Source organism: Hephaestia sp. MAHUQ-44, from assembly GCF_023806085.1.
Classification (GTDB): Bacteria; Pseudomonadota; Alphaproteobacteria; order Sphingomonadales; family Sphingomonadaceae; genus Sphingomonas.
Window position 1 is genome coordinate 1 of record NZ_JAMSLX010000013.1, and the last position, 24,402, is coordinate 24,402.

21 protein-coding genes are annotated in these 24,402 nt (G+C 66.6%); 14 read left to right on the forward strand and 7 right to left on the reverse strand.

The window, feature by feature from the left end; translation table 11 throughout:
• Both NFE57_RS13095 and NFE57_RS13100 read right to left on the reverse strand, forming a co-directional pair.
• Nucleotides 1-1,011: AMP-binding protein (locus tag NFE57_RS13095; RefSeq protein ID WP_252136038.1), on the reverse strand; the 1,011-nt coding region annotated here is incomplete at its 3' end.
• 73 nt (nucleotides 1,012-1,084) lie between these two features.
• The gene (locus NFE57_RS13100) at nucleotides 1,085-2,479 is read right to left on the reverse strand and encodes a helix-turn-helix domain-containing protein (protein ID WP_252136039.1); all 1,395 of its coding nucleotides are present in this window, start codon (nucleotides 2,477-2,479) and stop codon (nucleotides 1,085-1,087) included.
• A 104-nt stretch (nucleotides 2,480-2,583) separates the two neighbouring features.
• Here NFE57_RS13100 and NFE57_RS13105 point away from each other — a divergent pair, with 104 nt between their 5' ends.
• The 12 genes from NFE57_RS13105 to NFE57_RS13160 all read left to right on the forward strand — a co-directional run bounded on the left by NFE57_RS13105 (nucleotide 2,584) and on the right by NFE57_RS13160 (nucleotide 17,955).
• Nucleotides 2,584-4,110: an acyl-CoA carboxylase subunit beta gene (locus NFE57_RS13105; RefSeq protein WP_252136040.1), complete on the forward strand. Its 1,527-nt coding sequence runs from the start codon at nucleotides 2,584-2,586 to the stop codon at nucleotides 4,108-4,110.
• Nucleotides 4,111-4,122: 12 nt separating this feature from the next.
• Complete coding sequence (locus NFE57_RS13110; RefSeq protein WP_252136041.1) at nucleotides 4,123-4,905, forward strand: hypothetical protein; 783 nt, start codon at nucleotides 4,123-4,125, stop codon at nucleotides 4,903-4,905.
• 7 nt (nucleotides 4,906-4,912) lie between these two features.
• Nucleotides 4,913-5,332, forward strand: a complete 420-nt coding sequence (gene mce, locus NFE57_RS13115) for a methylmalonyl-CoA epimerase (protein WP_252136042.1) — start codon at nucleotides 4,913-4,915, stop codon at nucleotides 5,330-5,332.
• 33 nt (nucleotides 5,333-5,365) lie between these two features.
• Nucleotides 5,366-6,151 (forward strand): enoyl-CoA hydratase-related protein, encoded by a 786-nt coding sequence (locus tag NFE57_RS13120; RefSeq protein ID WP_252136043.1) that lies wholly within the window; start codon nucleotides 5,366-5,368, stop codon nucleotides 6,149-6,151.
• A 63-nt stretch (nucleotides 6,152-6,214) separates the two neighbouring features.
• Complete coding sequence (scpA, locus tag NFE57_RS13125) at nucleotides 6,215-8,359, forward strand: methylmalonyl-CoA mutase (protein ID WP_252136044.1); 2,145 nt, start codon at nucleotides 6,215-6,217, stop codon at nucleotides 8,357-8,359.
• Complete coding sequence (locus tag NFE57_RS13130; RefSeq protein WP_252136045.1) at nucleotides 8,356-9,633, forward strand: O-acetylhomoserine aminocarboxypropyltransferase; 1,278 nt, start codon at nucleotides 8,356-8,358, stop codon at nucleotides 9,631-9,633. Before scpA ends, NFE57_RS13130 begins: the two co-directional genes overlap by 4 nt.
• The gene (gene bioB, locus NFE57_RS13135; RefSeq protein WP_252136046.1) at nucleotides 9,630-10,634 is read left to right on the forward strand and encodes a biotin synthase BioB; all 1,005 of its coding nucleotides are present in this window, start codon (nucleotides 9,630-9,632) and stop codon (nucleotides 10,632-10,634) included. Before NFE57_RS13130 ends, bioB begins: the two co-directional genes overlap by 4 nt.
• Nucleotides 10,635-11,021: 387 nt before the next feature.
• Nucleotides 11,022-13,049 (forward strand): ATP-binding protein, encoded by a 2,028-nt coding sequence (locus NFE57_RS13140; protein ID WP_252136124.1) that lies wholly within the window; start codon nucleotides 11,022-11,024, stop codon nucleotides 13,047-13,049.
• A gap of 92 nt (nucleotides 13,050-13,141) precedes the next feature.
• Complete coding sequence (locus tag NFE57_RS13145; RefSeq protein WP_252136047.1) at nucleotides 13,142-14,623, forward strand: efflux transporter outer membrane subunit; 1,482 nt, start codon at nucleotides 13,142-13,144, stop codon at nucleotides 14,621-14,623.
• Nucleotides 14,623-16,017 carry an efflux RND transporter periplasmic adaptor subunit gene (locus NFE57_RS13150; RefSeq protein ID WP_252136048.1) on the forward strand — a complete coding sequence of 465 codons (1,395 nt, stop codon included), beginning with the start codon at nucleotides 14,623-14,625 and terminating at the stop codon, nucleotides 16,015-16,017. The genes NFE57_RS13145 and NFE57_RS13150 overlap by 1 nt, the downstream gene beginning before the upstream one ends.
• 7 nt (nucleotides 16,018-16,024) lie before the next feature.
• Nucleotides 16,025-16,747, forward strand: a complete 723-nt coding sequence (locus NFE57_RS13155) for an ABC transporter ATP-binding protein (RefSeq protein WP_252136049.1) — start codon at nucleotides 16,025-16,027, stop codon at nucleotides 16,745-16,747.
• A complete protein-coding gene (locus NFE57_RS13160) occupies nucleotides 16,747-17,955 on the forward strand; it encodes an ABC transporter permease (protein ID WP_252136050.1) in 1,209 nt (402 codons plus the stop codon). The genes NFE57_RS13155 and NFE57_RS13160 overlap by 1 nt, the downstream gene beginning before the upstream one ends.
• 35 nt (nucleotides 17,956-17,990) lie before the next feature.
• Here NFE57_RS13160 and NFE57_RS13165 read toward each other — a convergent pair whose 3' ends face one another.
• On the reverse strand, nucleotides 17,991-18,566 hold the full coding sequence (locus tag NFE57_RS13165) for a nucleotidyltransferase family protein (RefSeq protein WP_252136051.1): 576 nt from the start codon (nucleotides 18,564-18,566) through the stop codon (nucleotides 17,991-17,993).
• A 34-nt stretch (nucleotides 18,567-18,600) separates the two neighbouring features.
• On the opposite strand from NFE57_RS13165, the gene NFE57_RS13170 reads away from it, so the two are divergent.
• Both NFE57_RS13170 and NFE57_RS13175 read left to right on the forward strand, forming a co-directional pair.
• Nucleotides 18,601-19,701, forward strand: coding sequence for a glycerophosphodiester phosphodiesterase (locus NFE57_RS13170; RefSeq protein ID WP_382280643.1), 1,101 nt, complete (start codon nucleotides 18,601-18,603; stop codon nucleotides 19,699-19,701).
• Nucleotides 19,701-19,988 (forward strand): hypothetical protein, encoded by a 288-nt coding sequence (locus NFE57_RS13175; RefSeq protein WP_252136126.1) that lies wholly within the window; start codon nucleotides 19,701-19,703, stop codon nucleotides 19,986-19,988. The genes NFE57_RS13170 and NFE57_RS13175 overlap by 1 nt, the downstream gene beginning before the upstream one ends.
• Here the strand turns inward: NFE57_RS13175 and NFE57_RS13180 are convergent.
• From NFE57_RS13180 to NFE57_RS13195, 4 genes are all read right to left on the reverse strand, one after another.
• A complete protein-coding gene (locus tag NFE57_RS13180) occupies nucleotides 19,985-21,331 on the reverse strand; it encodes a PQQ-dependent sugar dehydrogenase (protein ID WP_252136052.1) in 1,347 nt (448 codons plus the stop codon). The genes NFE57_RS13175 and NFE57_RS13180 overlap by 4 nt on opposite strands.
• A gap of 1 nt (nucleotide 21,332) precedes the next feature.
• Nucleotides 21,333-22,235, reverse strand: a complete 903-nt coding sequence (locus tag NFE57_RS13185) for a hemolysin family protein (protein WP_252136053.1) — start codon at nucleotides 22,233-22,235, stop codon at nucleotides 21,333-21,335.
• Nucleotides 22,236-22,316: 81 nt separating this feature from the next.
• On the reverse strand, nucleotides 22,317-22,826 hold the full coding sequence (gene ybeY, locus NFE57_RS13190; protein WP_252136054.1) for an rRNA maturation RNase YbeY: 510 nt from the start codon (nucleotides 22,824-22,826) through the stop codon (nucleotides 22,317-22,319).
• Nucleotides 22,823-23,824 carry a PhoH family protein gene (locus tag NFE57_RS13195; RefSeq protein ID WP_252136055.1) on the reverse strand — a complete coding sequence of 334 codons (1,002 nt, stop codon included), beginning with the start codon at nucleotides 23,822-23,824 and terminating at the stop codon, nucleotides 22,823-22,825. Before NFE57_RS13195 ends, ybeY begins: the two co-directional genes overlap by 4 nt.
• Nucleotides 23,825-24,402: the final 578 nt, after the last annotated feature.

Sequence of the window (24,402 nt, forward strand, 5' to 3'; positions counted from 1 at the left end):
GTCGGGCCAGTTGGGCAGGCCTTCGTACATCAGCGTCGTCGCGCCGTTGGCGAGCGGGCCGTAGACGATATAGCTGTGCCCGGTGACCCAGCCGATATCGGCGCCGCACCAATAGACCTGCCCCGGCCGGTAATCGAACACCACTTCATGCGTGAGCGCGCACCACAGCAGATAGCCGCCGGTGGTGTGGAGCACGCCCTTGGGCTTGCCGGTCGAGCCCGAGGTATAGAGGATGAACAGCGGGTCTTCGGCGTTCATCGGCTCGGGCGGGCAATCGGCCGATACGCTGGCGGCGGCGTCATGATACCAGATGTCGCGCCCCGGCTGCATCGCGATCTCGCCGCCGGTCGCCTTGACGACGATCATCTTCCGGAGCGCGGGGGCATGATCGGCGGCGGCATCGGCATTGGCCTTCAAGGCGACGCGCTTGCCGCCACGGCGGCCCTCGTCGGCGGTGATCAGCACGCTCGAATCGCAATCGGTGATGCGCCCGGCCAGCGCCTCGGGCGAGAAGCCGCCGAACACCACCGAATGGATCGCCCCGATCCGCGCGCACGCGAGCAGCGCGAAGGTCGCCTCGGGGATCATCGGCAGATAGATCGTGACCCGATCGCCTTTCTTGACGCCCTCGGCCTTGAGCACGTTGGCGAAGCGGCACACTTCGGCATGAAGCTGGGCATAGGTGAAGCGGCGCGGTGCGTCGGCGGGGTCGTCGGGCTCCCAGATCAGCGCGATCGTGTCGCCATTCTTCTCCAGATGGCGGTCGAGGCAGTTGGCGGCGACGTTGAGCACGCCGTCGCGAAACCACGAAATCCGGAAATCCTGCTCGTCGAACGACCAGTCGCCCGCAATCTCGGGGCGCTTGATCCAGTCGAGCCGCTTCGCCTGCTCGAGCCAGAAACTCCCCGGATCAGCCAGGCTGCGCCCGTACATCTGTTCATAGCGTTCCGCATCGACGCGCGCGCCCTTCGCCCAATCAGCAGGAATCGGGAAAAAATCGGCGTCGGTCATGCAGGCTCTCCTCTTTTGCGGGCTCTTGTGCCCAAACACGGCGGCGATGCCAAGCCAACCAATCTTGAGCCGGCTACATCACTTCATAGGGCACGATCGCGCGGATCGCGGGATCGACGCGGATCGCGCGATCGGCGGGGGGGAAGGCGCGCTGGTCGCAGTCGCTGCGCGGGCACAGGCGGCACGAAATCCCGATCGGGGTGGGCGGCGCGGCGCGATCGATCGCATCGGCATAGACGAAATCGCGCGCCTGATCGGCCTCGCAGCCCAAGACGACGGCATAACGCCGCGGCGCACGCGTGAAACTGCCCGAGGGTTTGACCAGTCCCTTGGCCATCGAGACATAGCGCACGCCATCGGGGGTCTCGGCGTGCTGGACGAGGATGCGATCGGGGATCGCCACCGCCTCGTGGACCATCCACAGCGGGCAGGCGCCGCCGAAGCGCGCGAATTGCAGTCGCGTCGCCGAATGGCGCTTGGTGATGTTGCCCGCCATGTCGACCCGGCAGAAATAGAAGGGCACGCCCGCCGCGCCCGGGCGTTGCAGCGTCGAGAGGCGGTGGCATGCCTGCTCGAAACTGACCCCGAAGCGGCGCGACAGCCGGTCGATATCGTGGCGCAGGGCGCGGGCGGCGGCGCGGAAGCGCGTGTAGGGCATCATCAGCGCCCCCGCGGCATAATTGGCGAGGCCGACGCCGAGCAAGGTCCGTGCGGCGTCGCTGCCGACCTCCGCCCCCACAATGATCGCGGCGATCTGGTTGGCGAACACCGTCGCGGTCAATTGATGCGCGATCAGGAAGCGGCGGCTTTCGGCGGGGAGCGTGGCGTTGATCGTCAACAGCCCGCGCGCCGCATCGAAATCGCGCATCGGCGCTGCCTCGTCGGTGCTTTCGGCGATCGAGATGCCCTCGGCTGCGAGCCGGCGGGCGAGCGCGGCCTCGCTCACCGCCTCGGTGCCGGCGATCTCCCCGGCGAGCGCCTCGGCGGCACGATCGAGCGGATCGACATAATTGCCCGCCGCGTGAAACCAGTCGCGCACCGCTTCCCACGGCATCCGCGCGCCGACGCCCGAGGCAAGCACTTCCTCGACCATCTGGACGCGCGCATCGGCATCGCGCAGCGCGGCGTGGAGCGCGATCACGCGGTCGGCGACGTCGGGGCGCTCGGTCGCGAGCCGTGCAATGCCGTCGGGATCGAGCGGCGCATCGAGTACCGGATCGGTCAGCGCGTCGGTGAGCGCGCCCATCCGGCGCGCCGGCGCCTCGCCGTCGATCGCCGCGATCAGCGCCGGATAATGGCGGGTGAGCGCCGCGATCACCGCCGCCGTTAGCGGCCGCGCGTCGTTTTCGAGCTGCGACAGATAGCTGACCGACAGCCCGAGTCGTGCCGCCATCGCCGGCTGGCCGAGCCCGAGCCCGCGGCGCAGCGCACGCAGCCGTTCGCCGGCGTAAAGGCGGGTATGGACCATGGCGGCGTGGTACTTTGCAAGGTTCGTATTCGCAACTTTGCAAATTCACATTTGCAATCGGTGCGCCGAGGCTGAACAGAAGACCTGCGCCCAGGGAGAGAGTGATGCTGTCGACGATCGAGGAACTTGAACGCCGCCGCGCCGAGGCGCGCGCGGGCGGTGGCGAGAAGCGGGTCGCCGCGCAGCATTCCAAGGGCAAGCTGACCGCGCGCGAGCGGCTCGACGTGCTGCTCGACGAGGGCAGTTTCGAAGAACTCGATATGTTCGTCGAGCATAATTGCGTCGATTTCGGGATGCCCGACCAGATCGTGCCGGGCGACGGCGTCGTCACCGGATCGGGGACGATCAACGGTCGGCTGGTGTTCGTGTTCAGCCAGGATTTCACGGTGTTCGGCGGCTCACTGTCGGAGCGCCACGCGCAGAAGATCTGCAAGATCATGGATATGGCGCTGAAGGTCGGCGCGCCGGTGATCGGGCTGAACGATTCGGGCGGCGCGCGCATCCAGGAGGGTGTGGCCTCGCTCGGCGGCTATGCCGAAGTGTTCCAGCGCAACGTGCTGGCATCGGGCGTGGTGCCGCAATTGAGCCTCATCATGGGGCCGTGCGCGGGCGGCGCGGTCTATTCACCGGCGATGACGGACTTCATCTTCATGGTGAAGGATTCGTCCTATATGTTTGTAACCGGGCCCGATGTCGTCAAGACCGTCACCAACGAGGTGGTGACGCAGGAAGAGCTAGGCGGCGCAATCACGCACACCACCAAATCATCGGTCGCCGATATCGCGTTCGAGAACGACATCGAGGCATTGCTCGCGGCGCGCGATTTCATCGATTTCCTGCCCGCATCGAACCGCGCCGAGCTGCCCGAACGCCCGACCGCCGATCCGTGGGACCGGATCGAGCCGAGCCTCGATACGCTGATCCCGCCCTCGGCCAACCAGCCCTATGACATGCACGAAGCCGTGCGCAAGGTGCTCGACGAGAGCGATTTTTTCGAGGTCCAGCCCGCGCACGCGGGCAATATCCTGATCGGTTTCGGCCGGATCGAGGGGCGCACGGTGGGCGTGGTCGCGAACCAGCCGATGGTGCTCGCAGGGTGCCTCGACATCAATTCGTCGAAAAAAGGCGCGCGCTTCGTGCGCTTCTGCGATGCATTCGACATCCCGATCGTGACCTTCGTCGACGTGCCGGGCTTCCTGCCGGGGGTGGGGCAGGAGCATAACGGCATCATCAAGCACGGCGCCAAGCTGCTGTTCGCCTATGCCGAAGCGACCGTCCCCAAGATCACCATCATCACGCGCAAGGCCTATGGCGGTGCGTATGACGTGATGGCGTCGAAGCATCTGCGCGGCGATCTCAACTATGCCTGGCCGACCGCCGAGATCGCGGTGATGGGCGCGAAGGGCGCGGTCGAGATCATTTTCCGTGGCAAGACACCTGAGGAAATCGCTGAACGCACGGCGGAATATGAAGCGCGTTTCGCCAACCCGTTCGTCGCCGCGAGCAAGGGCTTTATCGACGAGGTGATCCAGCCGCATTCGACCCGCCGCCGCATCGCGCTGGGCCTGCGCAAATTGCGCGGCAAGGCGCTGGAGAATCCGTGGAAGAAACATGACAATATTCCGCTGTGAGCGCGCCGGGTCATGACTGACGCCCGGCCCCATCGTCTCGGCACGCTGATCGTGATCGCGCTGGGCGTGCTCGTCGTCATCGGCGTGATCGCGTGGGCGGTGTTCGGGCGTGCGACGCCGGGCGGGCCGGCGCCGGTCGTGCGCGCGTCGCCGGTGCCGCTGGTCTCGGCGAGCCCGCCGTCGCCGAGCGTCGCCTCGCCCGAGCAACTGGCCGCCGCGGTCAAGGCCGTATGGCCCGCCGGCACGACGCTGCAAGACGAAGATAGCAGCCGCTATGCGTTCGACACCCAAAAGCTGGTGCTGGCACCGTTCGGGCCGGTGCTGGTGAGCGAGGGGCAGGCGGATGATGCCCCGCACGCCGCCGCCGGGCGGCTCGACATTGCCTATCTGACGCCCGAAGACGACGGCTTTGCCGTGGCGCAGCGTTTCCCCAGGGCGATCGAGATCGGCAGCTTCGGCCACATGACCGACTGGTCGATCTCCGATGCGTTCGCCGACACCCCCGTGATCGTCGCCGAGGGCGGCTTTACCGGGCAGGGCTATACCTGCGGGGCCACGATCCTGACCCAGCTCACCGCTGCCGGGCCGGTCGAACTGGCGCAGGTGCGGATGGTCTATGACGATACCGGCGCGCGCGGTGAGGAAGGCCAGTCGTTCACGGGCCGTATCACGCAGATCGAGCGCGGGCAGGGCTTCACCGTCCATTACACCGGCGCGGCCAGCTTCGACGATCGCTATGTGATGAAGGACGGTGCCTATGTACTCGAAGGCGCCTCGCGGCTGCCGCAATGCTGAGGATGCGATGACACTGGGACGACTCAACCATATCGGCATCGCCACGCCGTCGATTCCGGCGGCGGTGGCGCGCTATCGCGATCTGCTCGGGGCCGAGGCGATCGGCGAGGCGTTCGATCTGCCCGCGCAGAAGGTGCGCGTGTGCTTCGTCGATGCGCCCAACAGCCAGATCGAGCTGCTCGAGCCGCTGGGGGAGGATTCGCCGATCGCGGCGTTCCTTGCGAAGAACCCGGCGGGCGGGCAGCACCATCTCTGCTTCGAGGTGCCCGACATCGACGCCGCCGCCGCCGCGCTGACCGCGAAGGGCGCGCGCGTGCTCGGCGAACCGCGGATCGGCGCGCATGGCACGCCGGTGGTGTTCGTCCACCCCAGGGACATGGGCGGCGTGTTGATCGAGCTGATGGAAACGCCTGAGGGTGGGCATTGATTCCTCTCGCACGACGAGAGGAAAGGAGATCAAATGGCTGATTATAAGCATATCCTGACCGAGCGACACGGCGATGTGCTGGTCGTGACGCTCAACCGGCCCGATCGGCTCAACGCCGCACTGCCCGCGATGTTCGACGAAATCGGCGTGGCGGTCGAGGCGCTCGAGGGCGCGCGGGCGGTGCTGATGACGGGGGCCGGCCGCGGCTTCTGTTCGGGTGCCGATGTCGCGGGCGGTGCGCGGAGCAGCGACGATCCCGGTCAGCAATTCTTCATCGGCCTCACCGAACATTATCACCCGCTGATCGCCAAGTTGGCGGCGCTTGCGGTGCCGGTCGTGTCGGCGGTGCGCGGGCCGGCGGCGGGGATCGGGTGCAGTCTCGCGCTCGCCGCCGATTTCTGCGTCGCGAGCGAGGCCGCCTATTTCCTCCAGGCGTTCGTCAATATCGGGCTGGTCCCCGATGGCGGTGCGAGCTGGATGCTGCCGCGGCTGGTGGGGCGCGCGCGCGCCGCCGAGATGATGATGCTGGGCGAGCGGATTCCGGCGGCCAAGGCGTTCGACTGGGGGCTGATCCACAAGGTCGTCGCCGACGACGCGCTCGATGCCGACGCGCTGGCGCTCGCCGCGCGGCTGGCGGCGGGGCCGACGGTGGCGCTCGGGCTGATCCGCCAGCAGATGCAGCAGGGCCTGCACGACGATTACGTCGCGGCGATGTGGCGCGAGGCGGAAAACCAGCGCCGCGCCGGTCGTACCGCAGATGCGATGGAGGGCGGCATGGCCTTTCTCCAGAAGCGCAAAGCCGCGTTCCGGGGGGCGTGATCCTGTCCTTCCGCCGCTTTCCCAACTGGACCCCGGCCTTCGCCGGTGACGTGAGTTCGTAAGATGACCGACAAGCCGACCCTGTCCGATTGGCAGGCCCTCGCCGACAAGGAGGTGAAGGGCGCCGACCTTGCGTGGCACACGCCCGAGGGGATCGCGGTCAAGCCGCTCTATACCGGCGCCGATGCGGATGCGGCCGATGCCTGGCCGGGCCTGCCGGGTTTCGCGCCCTATACGCGCGGCGTGAAGGCGACGATGTACGCAGGGCGGCCGTGGACGATCCGGCAATATGCGGGCTTTTCCACCGCCGAGGAATCGAACGCTTTCTACCGCCGCAACCTCGCGGCGGGGCAGAAGGGGCTGTCGGTCGCGTTCGATCTGGCGACCCACCGCGGCTATGACAGCGATCATCCGCGCGTCGCCGGCGATGTCGGCAAGGCGGGTGTCGCGATCGACACGATCGACGACATGAAGATCCTGTTCGACGGCATTCCGCTCGGCGAGATGAGCGTGTCGATGACGATGAACGGCGCGGTGCTGCCGTGCCTCGCTTTCTATATCGTCGCGGCCGAGGAACAGGGGGTGGCGCAGGATCGGCTGTCAGGCACGATCCAGAACGACATCCTCAAGGAGTTCATGGTCCGCAACACGTACATCTATCCGCCCGAGCCATCGATGCGGATCGTCGCGGACATCATCGCCTATACGTCCGAACACATGCCGCGCTTCAACAGCATCTCGATCAGCGGCTATCACATGCACGAAGCCGGGGCGACGGCGGTGCAGGAACTGGCTTTCACGCTTGCCGACGGCATGGCCTATGTCCGCGCCGCGCTGGATCGCGGACTTGAAGTGGATGCCTTCGCGGGAAGACTCAGTTTCTTCTTCGGCATCGGCATGAACTTCTTCATGGAAGTCGCCAAGCTGCGCGCGGCACGCACCCTCTGGTCGCGGATCATCGCCGGTTTCGGCGGCAATGCGCGCAGCCAGATGCTGCGCACGCATTGCCAGACCTCGGGCGTGTCGCTGACCGAACAGGACCCGTATAACAACGTCGTGCGCACCACGATCGAGGCGATGGCGGCGACCTTTGGCGGCACGCAGTCGCTCCACACCAACAGCCTCGATGAAGCGGTGGCGCTGCCGACCGATTTTTCGGCCCGGATCGCGCGCAACACCCAGCTCATCCTCCAGGAAGAAACCGGGATGACGCATGTCGTCGATCCGCTGGGCGGCAGCTATTATGTCGAGGCGCTGACCCGCGAGTTGGCCGACAAGGCCTGGGCGCTGATCGAGGAAGTCGAAGCCGCCGGCGGGATGACCCATGCCGTCGAACAGGGGCTCCCCAAGCAGCATATCGAGCGCGCCGCGGCGGCCCGGCAGGCGCGGATCGACAAGGGCGAGGACGTCATCGTCGGCGTCAACAAATACCGGCTCGCCGAGCAGGCCGAGATCGATATCCTCGATATCGACAATGCCAAGGTCCGCGCCGACCAGATCGGGCGGATCGCGCAGGTCAAAGCCGGGCGTGACGAAGATGCCGCGCAGGCGGCGCAGGCGGCGCTGCGCGCGGGCGCGGCTGGCGATGCCAATTTGCTCGCCTTGTGCGTTGCGGCCGCGCGCGCGCGCTGCACGCTGGGCGAGATGTCGGCGGCGATGGAGGAGGCGTTCGGGCGCCACGCCGTGGGGGTTACCCCGATCAAGGGCGTGTATGGCACCGCGTATCAGGATGATGCGGGCTGGTGCCGCGCGGTCGAGGGGATCGCCGCGGTCGGCCGGCGGATGGGCAGGAAGCCCCGCATCCTCGTCGCCAAGATGGGGCAGGACGGCCATGATCGCGGCGCCAATGTCGTCGCCTCCGCGTTCGTCGACATGGGATTCGAGGTGATTTCAGGCCCGTTGTTCCAGACGCCGGCCGAAGCGCGCGACCTCGCGCTGGCCGAAGACGTCGATGTCGTCGGCGCGTCGAGCCTTGCCGCCGGGCACAAAACGCTGATCCCCGAATTGATCGCGCTCTTGAAGGAATCGGGCCGGGCGGACATCAAGGTGGTCGCGGGGGGTGTGATTCCGCCGCAGGACTATGATTTTTTACGCAACGCAGGCGTGCAGGCCATTTTCGGCCCGGGCACCAATCTGGTCGACGCAGCGGGCGAGGTGCTCCGGCTGCTCGGCCATAACCTGCCGCCGATCGAGGAGAATGACGAGTGACGACGCAGAAGATTGACACGCTGGCGGTTCATGCAGGCACCGAAGCCGATCCGACCACCAAGGCGCGGGTCACGCCGATCTATCAGACGACGTCGTTCGTGTTCGACGATGTCGATCACGCCGCCGGGCTGTTCGATCTCGAAATTCCGGGGAATATCTACACCCGGCTGATGAACCCGACCAACGGCGCGCTCGAAGGCAAGATGGCCGCGCTCGAAGGTGGCGTGGCCGCGCTGGCGACCGCTTCGGGGCACGCCGCGCAGTTCCTCGCCTTTCACACGCTGATGGAGCCCGGCTGCCATATCGTCGCGTCGACGCGGCTCTATGGCGGGTCGCTCAACCAGATCGGCCACAGCTTCCGCAAGATGGATTGGCATGCGAGCTTCGTCGATACCGACGATCCCGCCAATGTCGCCGCCGCGATCACCGACAAGACGCGCTGCGTGTTCGTCGAAAGCCTCGCCAATCCCGGCGGCGTGGTGTCCGATCTCGCCGCGATCGCGAAGATCGCGCATGATGCGGGCGTGCCGCTGATCGTCGATAACACGCTGGCCAGCCCGGTCTTGTGCCGCCCGATCGAGCACGGCGCCGACATCGTCGTCCAGTCGACCACCAAATTCCTCAACGGCCACGGCAATTCGGTGGGCGGCGTGATCGTCGATTCGGGGAAGTTCGATTGGGCCAAGGCGGGCAAATATCCGTATCTCAGCGAGCCCAACCCCTCGTATCACGGTAAGGTCTTCACCGAGGCGTTCGGCAATCTCGCCTTCATTCTCGGCTGCCGGGCGCTGGGGATGCGCGATCTCGGCCCGCAGATGGCGCCGATGAACGCTTTCCTGACGCTCACCGGCATGGAAACGCTGCATCTGCGCATGGAGCGGCATTGTGCCAACGCGCTCGCGCTCGCCGAGTGGTTGCAGAAGCATCCCAAGGTCGAATGGGTGTCCTATGCGGGGCTGCCCGGCGATCGCTATCACGCGCTGGCCGAGCGCTATCTGGGCGGCAAGGGCGGCGCGGTGTTCACCTTCGGGCTCAAGGGCGGCTATGACGCCGGCGTCCGGCTGGTGAGCGCGGTCAAGCTGTTCAGCCACGTTGCCAATATGGGCGATACGCGCTCGCTCATCATTCATCCCAGCTCGACCACGCACCGCCAATTGTCGCTCGACGAACAGGAACTGGCGGGTGCCGGGCCCAAGGTCGTGCGCGTCTCGGTCGGCATCGAGCATATCGACGACATCATCGCCGATATCGCGCAGGCGCTCGACGCAGCATGAGTGTCGAGCCCCGCACCGACTGGACCCGCGACGAGATCGCCGCGCTGTTCGATCTGCCGTTTACCGAATTGGTGTTTCGCGCGGGCGAGGTCCACCGTGCCCACCATGCGGCGGGCGAGGTGCAATTGTGCACCTTGCTCTCGATCAAGACCGGCGGCTGCCCCGAGGATTGCGGCTATTGCTCGCAATCCGCGAGCGCCGACAGCGGGGTCAAGGCGACCAGGCTGATGGACGTGCGCAGCGTGCTGCAATCGGCCGCGCAGGCCAAGGACGCCGGCTCGCAGCGGTTCTGCATGGGCGCGGCGTGGCGCAATCCCAAGGACCGCGACATGCCCGCGATCGTCGAGATCGTGCAGGGCGTCGCGGCGATGGGGATGGAAACCTGCATGACGCTGGGGATGCTCACACCCGACCAGGCGGCGCAGCTCAAGGCGGCGGGGCTCGATTACTACAACCACAATATCGATACCGCGCCCGAGAATTACGGCAACGTCATCACCACGCGGACCTTCGAGGAGCGGATCGACACGCTTGCCCACGTCCGCGAGGCGGGGATCAACGTGTGTTCGGGCGGGATCGTCGGGATGGGCGAGACGCGCGCGCATCGCGTCGGCTTCGTCCATGCGCTGGCGACGCTGCCACGCCATCCCGAAAGCGTGCCGGTCAACGCGCTGGTGCCGGTCAAGGGCACGCCGCTCGGCGACATGCTCGCCGACACGCCGATGGCCAAGATCGACGATATCGAGTTCGTGCGCACCGTGGCGGTGGCGCGGATCACGATGCCGCGCTCGATGGTCCGCCTGTCGGCGGGCCGCGAGAGCATGTCGGAGGCGACGCAGGCGCTGTGCTTCCTCGCGGGCGCCAATTCGATCTTCACCGGCGACAAGCTCCTCACCGCCGCCAATGCCGGTGACGACAAGGACGCGGCGCTGTTCGCCAAGCTCGGTCTGACGCCGCTGTCGGGCGAGGAGCCGATGCGGGTGTGTGAGGCGGTGGCGTGAACTTCGCCCATCCTTGTCACCCCGGCCTTGAGCGGGGGGCTCACTTCTTCTTCGACGGTGGCGAAGGCAGCGGGATGCCGGATCAAGCCCGGCATGACGAAAGTTTTACAAGAGCGGTGACGGAGTGAACTGGCGCCGCGCCTTTGGTTTGGCCGTTGCCGTGCTTATCCTTCTTTTGGTGGCGATGTTCTATTTCGGCATGTTCATGCACGGCGACCCATAGTCCCCCTCCCGCTTGCGGGAGGGGTTAGGGGAGGGCCTGTCCCTCCAACGTGATCGAACGCTTGCGGACAGGCCCTCCCCCGGCCCCTCCCGCAGGCGGGAGGGGAGAAGAAGGTGTTCAAGAAAATCCTGGTCGCCAATCGTGGCGAGATCGCGTGTCGGGTGATGCGCACCGCCAAGAAGATGGGGATCGCCACCGTCGCGGTCTATTCGGATGCCGATGCGCGCAGCCCGCATGTGCGACAAGCCGACGAGAGCGTCCGGCTCGGCCCGCCGCCCGCCGCCGAGAGCTATCTGCTGGCCGATCTGATCCTCGCCGCCGCGAAGGAGACCGGCGCCGACGCGATCCATCCCGGCTATGGCTTCCTGTCCGAGCGTGAGAGCTTTGCACGCGCCTGTGCCGAGGCGGGGATCGCGTTCATCGGGCCTCCCCCGAAAGCCATCGCCGCGATGGGCGACAAGATCGAATCGAAGAAGCTCGCGAAGCAAGCGGGGGTCAACGTCGTGCCGGGGTATCTTGGCGAGATCGCCGATACCGACGAGGCGGTGAAGATTGCCGGCGACATCGGCTATCCGGTGATGATGAAGGCCTCGGCGGGCGGCGGCGGCAAGGGGATGCGGCTGGCCTGGTCCGAGGCCGATGTGCGCGAGGGCTTCGAGGCCACCAAGCGCGAAGGGCTCGCCAGCTTCGGCGATGACCGCGTGTTCATCGAGAAGTTCATCGAACACCCGCGCCATATCGAAATTCAGGTGCTCGGCGACCAGCATGGCAATGTCGTGTATCTCGGCGAGCGCGAATGCTCGATCCAGCGGCGTCACCAGAAAGTGGTCGAGGAAGCGCCGTCGCCGTTCGTGACGCCGGCGATGCGCAAGGCGATGGGCGAGCAGGCGGTCGCGCTGGCACAGGCGGTGGGCTATTATTCGGCCGGCACGGTCGAACTGATCGTCTCGGGCGCCGATCCCACCGGCGAGAGCTTCTACTTCCTCGAAATGAACACCCGGCTTCAGGTCGAGCATCCGGTGACCGAGGAGATCACCGGGCTCGATCTGGTCGAGCAGATGATCCGCGTCGCCGCGGGCGAAAAACTGGCGTTCGCGCAGGCCGACGTGGCGCTCGACGGCTGGGCGATCGAAACGCGCGTTTATGCCGAAGACCCCTATCGCGGCTTCCTGCCCAGCATCGGGCGTCTGGTGCGGTATAATCCGCCCATCGCGTCCCCCTCCCGCTTGCGGGAGGGGCTAGGGGAGGGCGTGTCGCAGAGCGCCTCCTCCGAAACAAGTCCTCCCCCGGCCCCTCCCGCAAGCGGGAGGGGAGTAGTGGTCCGCGTCGATGACGGCGTGGCCGAGGGCGGCGAGGTCAGCATGTTCTACGATCCGATGATCGCCAAGCTGATCACCTGGGCGCCGACGCGTGAGGCGGCGACCGACGCGCAGGTCGCCGCGCTCGATGCGTTCGAGATCGAGGGGCCGGGGCACAATATCGACTTCCTCTCGGCGCTGATGCAGCACCCGCGTTTCCGCGAGGGTGCGCTCACCACCGGGTTCATCGCCGAGGAATATGCCGACGGCTTCACCGGTGCGCCCGCCGCGCCCGAATTGCTGCGCACGCTCGGCGCGGTCGCGGCGTTTGCCGCCACCGCCGAGGCCGATCGCGCGCGCCGGATCGACGGCCAGCTCGGCCGCCGGCTGCGCCCGCCCGCCGATTGGTCGGTGACGATCGGGGGTGTCGACCACGCCGTCCGCGTCTCGGCCGATGGCATCGCGGTCGACGGCGTGGATCTGCCGCTGGCGATGGAATATACGCCCGGCGATCGGATGATCGAGGTCGAGCAGGGTGGGGAAACCCTGACCCTCCGCATCGCCCCGGTCCGCGCGGGCTTCCGCCTCACGACGCGCGGCGCCAGCCATGTCGTGCGCGTGCTGCCGGCACGCATCGCACCTTATGCCGCGCATATGATCGAGAAGGTGGCGCCCGACCTCTCGCGCTTCCTGCTCTGCCCGATGCCGGGGCTGCTGGTGCGGCTCGATGTCGATGCGGGCGACCGTGTCGAGCCGGGGCAGCCGCTCGCGGTGGTCGAGGCGATGAAGATGGAGAATATCCTGCGCGCCACCAAAGCGGGGACGGTCCGGCAGGTCAACGCCAAGGCGGGGGACAGTCTGGCGGTCGATGCGGTCATTCTGGAACTGGAATAACCGGCGATCGTTCGACGGCTCGTGGTCGAACCGTTACAAATTGCGACAATAAATCGGTGGACGCCTGACGACACGGCGGTCATCTGATTGGCATGGCTCGATTGCGCTCCCTGTTGCTGATGGTGCCGGCGGCGAGCCTTGCCGCCTGCGCGGTCGGCCCGAACTATCGCCCCGCCTCGCCGGGCGCGCTCGGCGTGCCCGATCGCTTCTCGGTCGCCGCCGATGCCCGCGCGCAGGAGGATCTGTCGGCATGGTGGACGCGCTTCGACGATCCGCTGCTCACCCGGCTGGTCGAACAGGCACGCGCCGGCAACCTTTCGGTCGCGCAGGCGGTGTCGCGGCTGCGGCAGGCGCATGAAGGGCTGATCCAGTCACGCGCGCAATGGCTGCCGCAGGTGTCGGGATCGGGCGGCTATTCGCGCTCGTTCGATATCGCCGGTGCCAGCACGGTGACATTGCCCGACGGCACCGTCACCACGATCTCGCGCACCGCCGGCGACAGTTTTTCGGTCGGCGGCAATGTGTCGTACCAACTCGGGCTGTTCGGCGAGGTGGGTCGCGGCGTTGCCGCCAGCCGCGCGCAATATGAAGGCGCGGGCTATGATTACGCGACCGTGCTGATTTCGACCGAGGCGGAGATCGCGCGCAATTACGTGCTTGCACGGGGTTATCAGGCGCAGCTTGCCAATGCCCGCCAGTCGCTTGCGATCCAGGACGACAATCTCGAGATCACGGGCTTCCGCGTGCAGGCCGGGCTGGTCTCGTCGCTCGATCAGGAACAGGCGCGCGCCGCCCGCGCGCAGACCGCCGCGTCGGTCCCGTCGATCGAGCAATCCTATAGTCAGGCGGTAGCGCGGCTCGGCGTGCTGACGGGGCAGGCCCCCGGCGCGCTGCGTGGCGAGATGGAAGCGGTCAAGCCGATCCCGGTGGCCGATGCGGCGGTCGCGATCGGCATTCCCGCCGATACGCTGCGCCAGCGGCCCGATGTGCGTGCCGCCGAACGCGCGCTCGCCGCGTCGGTCGAACAGATCGGCATCGCCGAGGCGCAACTCTATCCGGGGCTGTCGATCGGCGGCAGCGTGTCGACCAATGCGACCGCGATCGGCAATCTGTTCGACATCATCAGCGGGCAGATGTTCGCCAACCTCGCGCAGACGATCTTCGACGGCGGGCGGCGGCGGTCGCAGGTGCGCGCGAACGAGGCCGCGGCAGAGGCCGCGTTCGCCGCGTACAAAGGTACCGTGCTGACCAGCCTGGAGGATATCGAGAACGCCGTCGTCGCGATGAACACCGCCAGGGAGCGCGCGGCGCAATATGGAATCGCGCTCGATGCCGCCAACAATTCGGCGATCCTCGCGCGCGTGCAATATCGCGCCGGGCTGACCGATTTCACCACGCTCAACACCGCCGAAGGCCAGTTGCTGTCGGCCCGTAACGGGCTGACGCAGGCCAAGGCCGATCAGGCGACCGCGCTCGTCCAGCTCTATCTGGCGCTGGGTGGCGGCTGGGACAGCCAACAGGTGCCCGTCGCCCCCGATACGCCCGCAACCTTCCAGCCCGCCGAGGAACCGTGATGGCCGATCAGGCTTTTTCCCCCGCCGATGACATCGAGGATTTCCTTGGCGCCAAGCCGCAGCCGGCGTGGCGGCGGCGCGTGCTGTGGGCGGTGCTCGGGCTCGGTGCGATCCTGCTGGTGGTGCTCGCCGCGCACTTCCTCAAAAAGAGCGAGGGGCCGTCGTTCGCGACGCAGGACGTGACCCGCGGGGCGTTGACGACCAGCGTGTCGGCGACGGGCAAGCTCGCGCCGGTCAATCAGGTCACGGTGGGCTCGCAGCTTTCGGGGCTGGTCACGCAGGTACTGGTCGACGTCAACGATCGCGTCACCAAGGGGCAGGCGCTCGCGCAGATCGACCCCGAGCAGATCGACGACCAGATCCGCGCCGGCCGGGCGCAACTCGCCGCGAGCAATGCCTCGGTGGTGCAGGCGCGCGCGACGCTGGCGCAGGCCAACGCCACGCTCGCGCGCTATCAGGAGGTCAGCCGCCTGTCGGCCGGCCGCGTGCCCGCCAAAACCGAGATGGATAGCGCGATCGCCGATCGTGACCGCGCTGCGGGCGCGCTCAAGGTCGCCGAGGCCAATGTCACCGCGGCCGAGGCCAGCCTCGCGCAGAACCAGACCCAGCGGAACCGCGCGATCATCCGGTCGCCGGTGACGGGCGTGGTGCTCGCGCGGCAGGTCGATCCGGGCCAGACGGTCGCCGCGTCGTTCAACACCCCGACGCTGTTCGTGATCGCGGAAGATCTGTCCAAGATGAAGCTCGAGGTTTCGGTCGACGAAGCCGATGTCGGCCAGATCAAGCAAGGCCAGCGCGCGACCTTCACCGTCGATGCTTTTCCGGGCAAGACCTTCCCGGCTGAAATCACGCGCGTCGATCTCGGCTCCAACCTGACGGTGCAGGACGCGTCGTCGACGACCAGTTCGACGGCGAGTTCGACCGGGCAGGTGGTGTCCTATGCCGCCGATCTGTCGGTCAGCAACCCGACGCTCGAATTGCGCCCCGGGATGACGGCCACTGCCGATATCATCACCTCCGAACAGAAAGACGCATTGCTCGTCCCCAACGCCGCGCTGCGCTTTACCCCGCCGGTTGCCGCGACGCCTGCCGCGAGCGAGAGCGGCGGCATCACCAGCGCGCTGGTGCCGAACCGGCGCCGCCGTACCGTCGGCAACGGCGCGGGCGAAAGCCCGACCAATGCGGGCAAGGCGACCGTCTATGTGAAGGGCGACGACGGCACGCCGCGGCCGGTGCGGATCACGATCGGCAAGAGCAACGGTTCGCTGACGGTGGTGACGGGCGGCGATCTCAAGCCCGGCATGGCGGTGATCGTCGGCCAGCTTTCGGGCGAGGAAGGCGTGTCGGGCGGCGGCGCGCGGCGCGGCAATCGCGGCGCGGCGGGCGGGCGCTGATCCGCTGATGGCGACCGAGCCGATCATTCGCCTCAGCGGCGTCACCAAGGTCTACGGCACCGGGCCGACCGCGTTCGAGGCGCTGAAGGGCGTCGATCTCGATATCGATCAGGGCGATTTCGTCGCGGTGATGGGGCCGTCGGGCTCGGGCAAGTCGACGACGATGAACATCCTCGGCTGCCTCGACGTGCCCACCGCGGGCGAATTCCTGTTCCGCGGGCATCATATCGAACGGCTCGATCGCGATCAGCGCGCGCTGCTCCGGCGCAAGTACCTCGGTTTCGTGTTTCAGGGCTTCAACCTGCTGGCGCGTACCAGCGCGCTTGAAAATGTCGAACTGCCCTTGCTCTATCGCGGTGAGGCGCGCGCCGCGCGGCGCGATCTCGCGATGGCCGCGCTCGACAAGGTGGGGTTGAAGGATTGGTGGGATCATACCCCCGCCGAGCTGTCGGGCGGTCAGCAGCAACGCGTGGCGATCGCGCGCGCGATCGTCACCCATCCCGATGTGCTGCTCGCCGACGAGCCGACCGGCAATCTCGATTCGGAACGCTCGGTCGAGATCATGGAATTGCTCACCGATCTCAACCAGTCGAGCGGGATCACCGTGCTGATGGTGACCCATGAGCCCGACATGGCCGCGTTCGCGCGCACGATCGTCAATTTCAAGGACGGGCTGGTCGAAAGCATCGACACCCGCCACCGGCAGGGCGATCGGGTAAGGATGCACTGATGCTCGGCACCACCTTCGTCCTCGCGCTGCGCTCGATCCGCCGCCATCTGCTGCGCTCGTTCCTGACCATCCTCGGCATCGTCATCGGCGTCGGCGCGGTGGTGACGATGGTGACGCTCGGCAATGCGACCACGGCGGCGGTGCAGAAGCAGATCGCGAGCCTGGGCACCAACATCCTGCAGGTCCGGCCCGGTCAGGGGTTCGGTCGCGGCGGCGGCGGCCCGCGCCCGCCCGAGTTCAAGCCCGAAGATGTCGAGGCGATCGAAAAGCAGGTGACGGGGGTGACCAAGGTCGCCCCGCAGGCGCAGACCAGCGTCACCGCGATCTACAACGGCAACAATTGGTCGACGACGATCAACGGCACCACCGATGCCTATTTCGATGTCCAGCCGTGGCCGCTTGAGGAAGGGCGCCGCTTCACCCGGGCCGAAGAGGAAGCCGGCAAGGCGGTGTGCATCATCGGCGGCACGGTCGCGACCAATCTGTTCAAGGGTGCCGATCCGGTCGGCACGCGGATTCGCGTCGGCGATGTATCGTGCGACGTGATCGGGCTGCTCACCATCAAGGGGCAGGCGGGTTTCGGCGGCGATCAGGACGATGTCGTCATCATGCCGATCAAATCGGTCCAGCGCCGCTTCACCGGCAATCGCGATATCCGGCTGATGCTGGTCGGCACCGATCAGGCCTATGAGACCGCGCAGGTCCAGGCGTCGCTCACCAGCCTGCTGCGCGAACGCCGCAATCTGCAACCCGGGCAGGACGACAATTTCAACATCTTCGACACCAAACAGATATCAGACACGCTAACCGGCACGACGACCCTCCTCACCGGCATCGTCACCGCGGTGGCGGCGATCAGCCTTGTCGTCGGCGGGATCGGAATCATGAACATCATGCTGGTGTCGGTTACCGAGCGCACCCGCGAGATCGGCATCCGGCTCGCGATCGGTGCGGTCGCGCGCGAAGTGTTGATGCAATTCCTCGTCGAGGCGATCGTGCTGTCATGCCTTGGCGGACTCGTCGGGCTGGTGATCGCGCAGGCCGCGATCGCGGCGCTGGCGCCGGTGATGAAGGTCGATTGGGTCTTCTATCCGGGGATCAACCTGATCGCCTTTGCGATTTCCGCGGTGATCGGGGTGGTGTTCGGCTATTTCCCCGCCCGCCGCGCCGCCGCGCTCAACCCGATCGACGCGTTGCGGCACGAATAGGAGAGCGGGCCGGCGCCGCTTCGACAAAGGTAGCCTCACACCATCGCGCGCAGCGTCGCCAGATCTTCGGGCGTGTCGACGTCGAACAATTCGTTGGCGGCGGCAATGACGTGGTGCGCTTTGAGGATCATCTCGCGCGCGCCGCGATCGCCGGTGAGGCTCATCAGCCAGTCGAAGCGGTTTTTGCCGAACAGCGCCGGCGGACGTGGGCGCACGCCGTCGCTCGAGGCGAGGATCGTATCGAGGCCATCGGCATAATCGAGCAGGCGATAGATGTGCGTCGCGGTGACGCGCGGCATATCGGCAAGCGCGATCAGCACGGCTTCGGCATCGCGCGCGCGGGCCGCCGCGACCCCGAGCTTGATCGAACGCGACAGCCCTTCGGTCGGGGCCTCGTTTTCGATCACTTCATAGCCGCGCGCGGCGAAATCGAGCCGCGTGCCCGACACGATCGCGACGCGTTTGCGGAACGGCACGCCCTCCAGCGCGGTGACGACATGGAAAGCGAGCGGATGGCCCAGATATTCCTGTTCAAGCTTGTCGGCATCGCCGAACCGTTGCGACCGGCCGGCGGCAAGCATCAGCAGCACGGTATTCTGGGCCATGATCATGCGCTAACCTTCCTCCAGGGGATGATTGCCAACCATGCGTCACCTATCGACATTTCTGGCCGCGGTCATGGTGCCATGGCTGGTATCGGGCTGCGCGACGGGGCAGACTGACGCGATGACCACGCCCCGGCCGTCGCTCGATCCGCCTATCGTCATCGCGCACCGCGGCGCGAGCGGGCTCCGGCCCGAACATACGCTTGCGGCCTATGAACTGGCGATCGCGCAGGGTGCCGACGTGATCGAGCCCGATCTGGTGCCGACCAAGGACGACGTGCTCGTCGCGCGGCACGAGAATGACATTTCGGACACTACCGACGTTGTCGATCACCCCGAATTCGCGGGCCGCCGGACCACCAAGACGATCGACGGCAAGCGGATCACCGGCTGGTTCACCGAGGATTTCACGCTCGCCGAGCTCAAGACGCTGCGCGCCAGGGAACGCGTGCCGCTGCTCCGGCCTGACAACACCGCCTATAATGGCCGGTTCGAGGTGCCGACGCTGGGCGAGATCATCGCGCTTGCCAAGCGCGAGAGCATCGCGCGTGGGCGCAGAATCGCGATCTACCCCGAAACCAAACACTCGAGCTATTTCGCCGCAATCGGCCACCCGATCGAGGAACGGCTGGTCGCCGAACTGAAGCAGGCGGGGTGGGATTCGGCCGAGGCGCCGGTGTTCATCCAGTCGTTCGAGGTCGATAATCTGAAGGCGCTCCACGCGCTAACGGCGGTCCGGCTGATCCAGTTGCTCGACAAGGAGGGCGGTCCTGCCGATGGCGCGGTCGCGCGCTATGCCGCGATGACGACCCCCGCGGGGCTCAGGGCGGTCGCCGCTTATGCCTGGGGGATTGGCCCCAACAAGGCGATGGTGGTGGATAGGGGGACGCCGACCGATCTCGTTCGAGATGCCCATGCGGCGGGACTGCGTGTCCATCCCTGGACCTTCCGCGCGGAGAATTATTTCCTGCCCTCAGCGTATCGCAAGGGGATCAATCCACGCGGCCACGGCGATGTCGCGGCCGAGATTCGCGACCAGTTGCACGCCGGAATCGATGGATTTTTCACCGATTTTCCGGCGATCGGTGTACAGGAACGCGATGCAGCCCGCGCCGCTGCGCCCGCAAGGAGTGCCGAGTGATGCGGAAGATCCTGATCGTGCCGATCGCGCTGTTGCCGCTTTTCGCGGGCGGCTGCCTCGTCAAGACCGCCGCCAATGTCGTGACCGCGCCGGTGCGCGCAGGCAGCCAGGTGGTCGACTGGACGACGACGAGCCAGGACGAGGCCGACCGCAATTACGGCCGTGAGATGCGCAAGCAGGAGGCCAAGGAAGGCCGCGCGCGCAAGCAGCGCGAGAAGCAATGCCGCAAACGCCCCGAGACGTGTCAGGGCCCGTATGACGGCTATCGCGCCGGGTCTGGCGATTAGCGCGCCGCTGGCGCGCCCCCGGCCTTGCTGACCCGCCAGATCGCGTTGCCGACGTCGTCGGCGACCAGCAGGCCGCTGTCGCCCTCGATCACGCCGACCGGACGGCCATAAGCCTTGCTTTCGTCGGGGCTGAGGAAACCGGTGAGCACGTCGACCGGCTTGGCGTCCTTGGTCGGGAAGCCGTTATCGTCGAACGGGATGAAGATCAGCTTGTAGCCCGATTTGGGCTTGCGGTTCCACGAACCGTGCTGGCCGATGAACACCCCGCGCGCGAAATGATCGCCGAGCAGCGGCGCGCGAGCGAAGGCCAGCCCGAGGGCAGCGGTGTGGGCGCCCAGCGCGTAATCGGGGCGCTTCGAATATTCCTGCATCGCGGGATTTTGCGGCTCGACGCGGTTGTCGGGATAGCCGCCCCAATAGAACCACGGCCAGCCGAAGAAATCACCCGGCGACACCGTCGTCAGATAATCGGGCGGCAGATCCGAGCCCATCATGTCGCGTTCGTTGACGACCGCCCACATCTGCCCCGTGGCGGGATCGAAATCGACCCCGTTGGGGTTGCGCAATCCGGTCGCGTAGAGGCGCCAGTCTTTGCTCTCGGGATTGACCTCGATGATCGCGGCGCGGTTCTGTTCGGCGTCGAGGCCGTTCTCGGCGATATTGCTCGACGATCCGACCGTCACATAGAGGTGCTTGCCGTCGGGCGCGGCGACGACGTTGCGCGCCCAATGGTTGCCGCCGCCGGGCAGCGCCATGATCTTTTCGGGCTTGGCGGTAATGCGCGTCTGCCCTGCCTGATAGGGGAAGCGCAGCAAGGCGTCGGTATTGGCGACGTACAGGCTGTCGCCGACCAGCGTCATGCCGAACGGTGAGTTGAGGCCGGAGAGAAATACCGATCGTGCCTCGGCGACGCCATCGCCATCAGCATCGCGCAGCAACGTGATCCGGTTGGCCGACGGTACGCCCGCGCCGGCCTTGCCCATCAGATATTTCATCACCGTACCGGCGACCCCGCCGCCCTTACGTGGGGGCGAATTGGTTTCGGCGACCAGCACGTCGCCATTGGGCAGCCGATAGAGCCAGCGCGGATGATCGAGCCCGGTGGCGAAGGCGTTGACCGCGAGCCCCGGTGCGGCCGCCGGGGTTTTCCCGTCCTGCCAGCCGATCGCGGTGGCGACGTTCGCGGTCGGAACCCACTGATCGCGCGGCGCGGTGATGTCGGGCCGCGCGCCCATGACGGCGGCCTCGGTCACGCGCGCGACATCGGGGCGGCTGATCCAGAACCAGAAGCCTGCGGCCACGACCACGATCAGCGCGAGGACGATCAGGATATGTTTGCGCATGTTACGCCTCTTCCTCTTCCGCCTGTCGTATCGGCGGGTGCAGTCTCAGCCGCGTCACACGGCGCGGATCGGCTTCGATGATTTCGAGCATCCAGCCCGATTCGTGCGCGAGGCATTCGCCCGCCTGCGGCACATGGCCGGCAAGTGTTGCCGCCAACCCGCCGATCGTCTCGATATCGTCCTCGGTCTCGGCGAGGCGCGGATCGATCGTCGCGCCCACATCTTCCAGTTCGGCGCGCGCATCGGCTTCCCAGCCCCCGCCCTCGATCGGGATCATCAGCGCGGTCGGCGCCGCGTCATGTTCGTCCTCGATGTCGCCGACGATCTCTTCAACCAGATCCTCGATCGTCACCAGCCCTTCGGTACCCGAATATTCGTCGAGCACGACCGCGAGGTGGACACGGCGTTGGCGCATGTCGGCGAGCAGATCGAGCACACCGCGCGACTGCGGGACATAGACCGGCTCGCGGATCAGTGCGGCAATCGTCGGCGGAGGCGGCGCCCCGTTGGCGAGGATGTCGAACACGTCCTTGATGTGGACCATGCCGATGATAGTATCGAGCGCGTCGCGATAGACCGGCAGCCGGCTATGACCGGCGCGCGCGAAGGTTTTGACCAGATCGTCGAAGGCGATGTCTTCTTCGACCGCGATGATGTCGGCGCGCGGCACCCCGACATCGCCGGCGTCGCGTTGCCCGAAGTGCAGCAGATTGCGCACCATCTGGCGTTCGAGCGGCGTCAGATCGCCCTTGGCGTCAGGGCCGGGCTCGTCCTCATGCTCGTCGATCACTTCCTCGATCCGGGCCCGGAGCGTCGCGTCGGCCTCGTCGCCGAACAGGAGCGCGCGCAGGCCTCGCCATATCCCGCCGCTATCGGCGGGCGTCATACTCGAATCGTCGGGCATGGGTCGTCGTCATTTCCTTGTGTTGCACCCGCCATATAGGGCCGCGGCGGCGCTTTCGTTAAGAGGGTTTGGCGCCTGGCCTTAACCCTCGCGGACGAGATAGGGGTCGGCGAGGCCGAGATCGGCCATCGCCTGGCGTTCGATCTCCTCCATATCCTCCGCTTCCGCGTCGTCGATATGGTCGTAGCCCAGCAGGTGCAGCGTGCCGTGAACGATCAGATGGGTCGCGTGATCGGCGGTCGAAAGACCCTTCTCCGCGGCCTCGCGCGAGCACACCCCGAAAGCGAGCACGATGTCGCCGAGCAGCACCTCGCCATCGTCCGAATTCTCGCTGATCGCCTCGATCAGATCGGGCTGGACCATCGGAAAGGAGAGGACGTTGGTCGGCTTGTCCTTGCCGCGATAGGCACGGTTGAGCTCGCGGACTTCCTCGTCCGAGGTCAGCCGCACCGAAATCTCGATATGCGCTGGGGTGTCGACCAGCGGGCCGTCGGGGGTGCGCCGCACCGCCGCGATCGCCGCGCGGGTGGCCAGCGCGGTCCAGTCGGTGTCGGGCCAGGGGGCCTCGCGCGACAGTTCGATCGCGATCACGGTTCGATGCCCTCATAGGCTTCGACGATCCGGCCGACGATCGGGTGACGGACGATGTCGGCGGCGGTGAAGCGGACCATCGCGATGCTTTCGATCCCCTCGAGTCGGGCGGTGGCATCGGCGAGGCCCGATGCCGCGACACCGCCGGGCAGATCGACCTGACGCGGATCGCCGCAGATCACCATCCGGCTGTTCTGGCCGAAGCGGGTGAGAAACATCTTCATCTGCCCCGGCGTGGTATTCTGTGCTTCGTCGAGGATGACGAAGGCATCGGCCAGCGTGCGGCCGCGCATGAAGGCGATCGGCGCGATCTCGATCTCGCCCGATGCGATGCGGCGCTCGACCTGTTCGGGCGGCATGCAATCGTAGAGCGCGTCGTAGAGCGGGCGCAGATAGGGATCGACCTTTTCCTTCATGTCGCCGGGCAGGAAGCCGAGCCGTTCTCCAGCCTCGACCGCGGGGCGCGAGAGGATCAACCGCTGGACGCTGCCGGTCATCAACTGCGCCACCGCCTGCGCGACCGCGAGATAGGTCTTGCCCGTGCCCGCGGGGCCGAGCGCGAAGATCATGTCGTTGGCGACGAGCTCGTGCATGTAGCGCGCCTGCATCGGCGTGCGCGGGACGATCGTCTTCTTGCGCGTGCGGATCATGATCGATGGCGCGCGATCGCCCGCTTCGGCACGGACGATGCCGTCGAGTTCGGGTTCGGACGCCATCGCGATCGACGCGTCGACGAGCCCGATATCAATCTCTTCGCCGCGCTGGATGCGCTTGTAGAGGTCGCTCAGCACATCGCGCGCCAAGGCGACATTCTCGGCCGCGCCTTCGAGGCCGATGCGGTTGCCGCGCGCGGTAATATAGACCCCGAGCCGATTTTCGAGCGCGACGAGATTCTGGTCATATTGGCCGAAGAGCACGCTGAGCAGTTGCGGCTTGTCGAACGCCAGTTCGAGGCGGGAGCGATCGCCCGGCTGGGCGGGGACAGGCTTACGACTCATGCGGTCCTTTCAAGGCCGAAGTTGACAAAGTTGACGCGCTGGAGGGGGTATAGCACCGCCGCCGAACGGCTGCGACGGAAGCGGGTTCCGTTAGGACAGGGGAAGGGAATGACGAGACTCATCCGAAGCCGAGTGTGGCAGAGCGCGCGCGTGTAGGACAGGGGGTATGTATGTGATCGGGTCACGCTTTGGGTCGAAGCGTGGCGCGGGTGTCGCGGCAAGACCCGATCGATAACGGTGGATGGGTATGCGAGACGTCTGGGGTTCGCCCCGGCAAACCCATCCACCGGAAACACAACTCAAAGGGGGAGCCTTAGGGCTCTCTGAGGCGACCCTTCTCAGAGGCGTGTCTCTGCGCCTGACCTAAGCATTTGACTATTCCCGTCAAGTCCGGGCGAGACGAGTTGATACCGCGACGCAATTGAGCGCATACCCGCCACGCCCCACCGTACCGCTTCAAGGAAATCCGCGAAGTCGCTGATTAACAATTTCATTTTTCATATTGGCTGACAGCGCTGTCGGTGATCGATTCGTCGAGCGCGGCGATCGATTTTTTTTATTGTTGTGGCGCAAACGGA

Coding starts and splice junctions, on each gene's coding strand:
- NFE57_RS13180 (WP_252136052.1), bottom strand. CDS start 21,331: ATGCGCAAACATATCCTGATCGTCCTCGCGCTGATCGTGGTCGTGGCC.
- scpA (WP_252136044.1), top strand. CDS start 6,215: ATGACCGACAAGCCGACCCTGTCCGATTGGCAGGCCCTCGCCGACAAG.
- NFE57_RS13140 (WP_252136124.1), top strand. CDS start 11,022: ATGCGCACCGCCAAGAAGATGGGGATCGCCACCGTCGCGGTCTATTCG.
- NFE57_RS13170 (WP_382280643.1), top strand. CDS start 18,601: ATGCGTCACCTATCGACATTTCTGGCCGCGGTCATGGTGCCATGGCTG.
- NFE57_RS13195 (WP_252136055.1), bottom strand. CDS start 23,824: ATGAGTCGTAAGCCTGTCCCCGCCCAGCCGGGCGATCGCTCCCGCCTC.
- NFE57_RS13160 (WP_252136050.1), top strand. CDS start 16,747: ATGCTCGGCACCACCTTCGTCCTCGCGCTGCGCTCGATCCGCCGCCAT.
- NFE57_RS13155 (WP_252136049.1), top strand. CDS start 16,025: ATGGCGACCGAGCCGATCATTCGCCTCAGCGGCGTCACCAAGGTCTAC.
- NFE57_RS13120 (WP_252136043.1), top strand. CDS start 5,366: ATGGCTGATTATAAGCATATCCTGACCGAGCGACACGGCGATGTGCTG.
- NFE57_RS13100 (WP_252136039.1), bottom strand. CDS start 2,479: ATGGTCCATACCCGCCTTTACGCCGGCGAACGGCTGCGTGCGCTGCGC.
- mce (WP_252136042.1), top strand. CDS start 4,913: ATGACACTGGGACGACTCAACCATATCGGCATCGCCACGCCGTCGATT.
- bioB (WP_252136046.1), top strand. CDS start 9,630: ATGAGTGTCGAGCCCCGCACCGACTGGACCCGCGACGAGATCGCCGCG.
- NFE57_RS13165 (WP_252136051.1), bottom strand. CDS start 18,566: ATGATCATGGCCCAGAATACCGTGCTGCTGATGCTTGCCGCCGGCCGG.
- NFE57_RS13175 (WP_252136126.1), top strand. CDS start 19,701: ATGCGGAAGATCCTGATCGTGCCGATCGCGCTGTTGCCGCTTTTCGCG.
- NFE57_RS13110 (WP_252136041.1), top strand. CDS start 4,123: ATGACTGACGCCCGGCCCCATCGTCTCGGCACGCTGATCGTGATCGCG.
- NFE57_RS13145 (WP_252136047.1), top strand. CDS start 13,142: ATGGCTCGATTGCGCTCCCTGTTGCTGATGGTGCCGGCGGCGAGCCTT.
- NFE57_RS13150 (WP_252136048.1), top strand. CDS start 14,623: ATGGCCGATCAGGCTTTTTCCCCCGCCGATGACATCGAGGATTTCCTT.
- NFE57_RS13185 (WP_252136053.1), bottom strand. CDS start 22,235: ATGCCCGACGATTCGAGTATGACGCCCGCCGATAGCGGCGGGATATGG.
- NFE57_RS13105 (WP_252136040.1), top strand. CDS start 2,584: ATGCTGTCGACGATCGAGGAACTTGAACGCCGCCGCGCCGAGGCGCGC.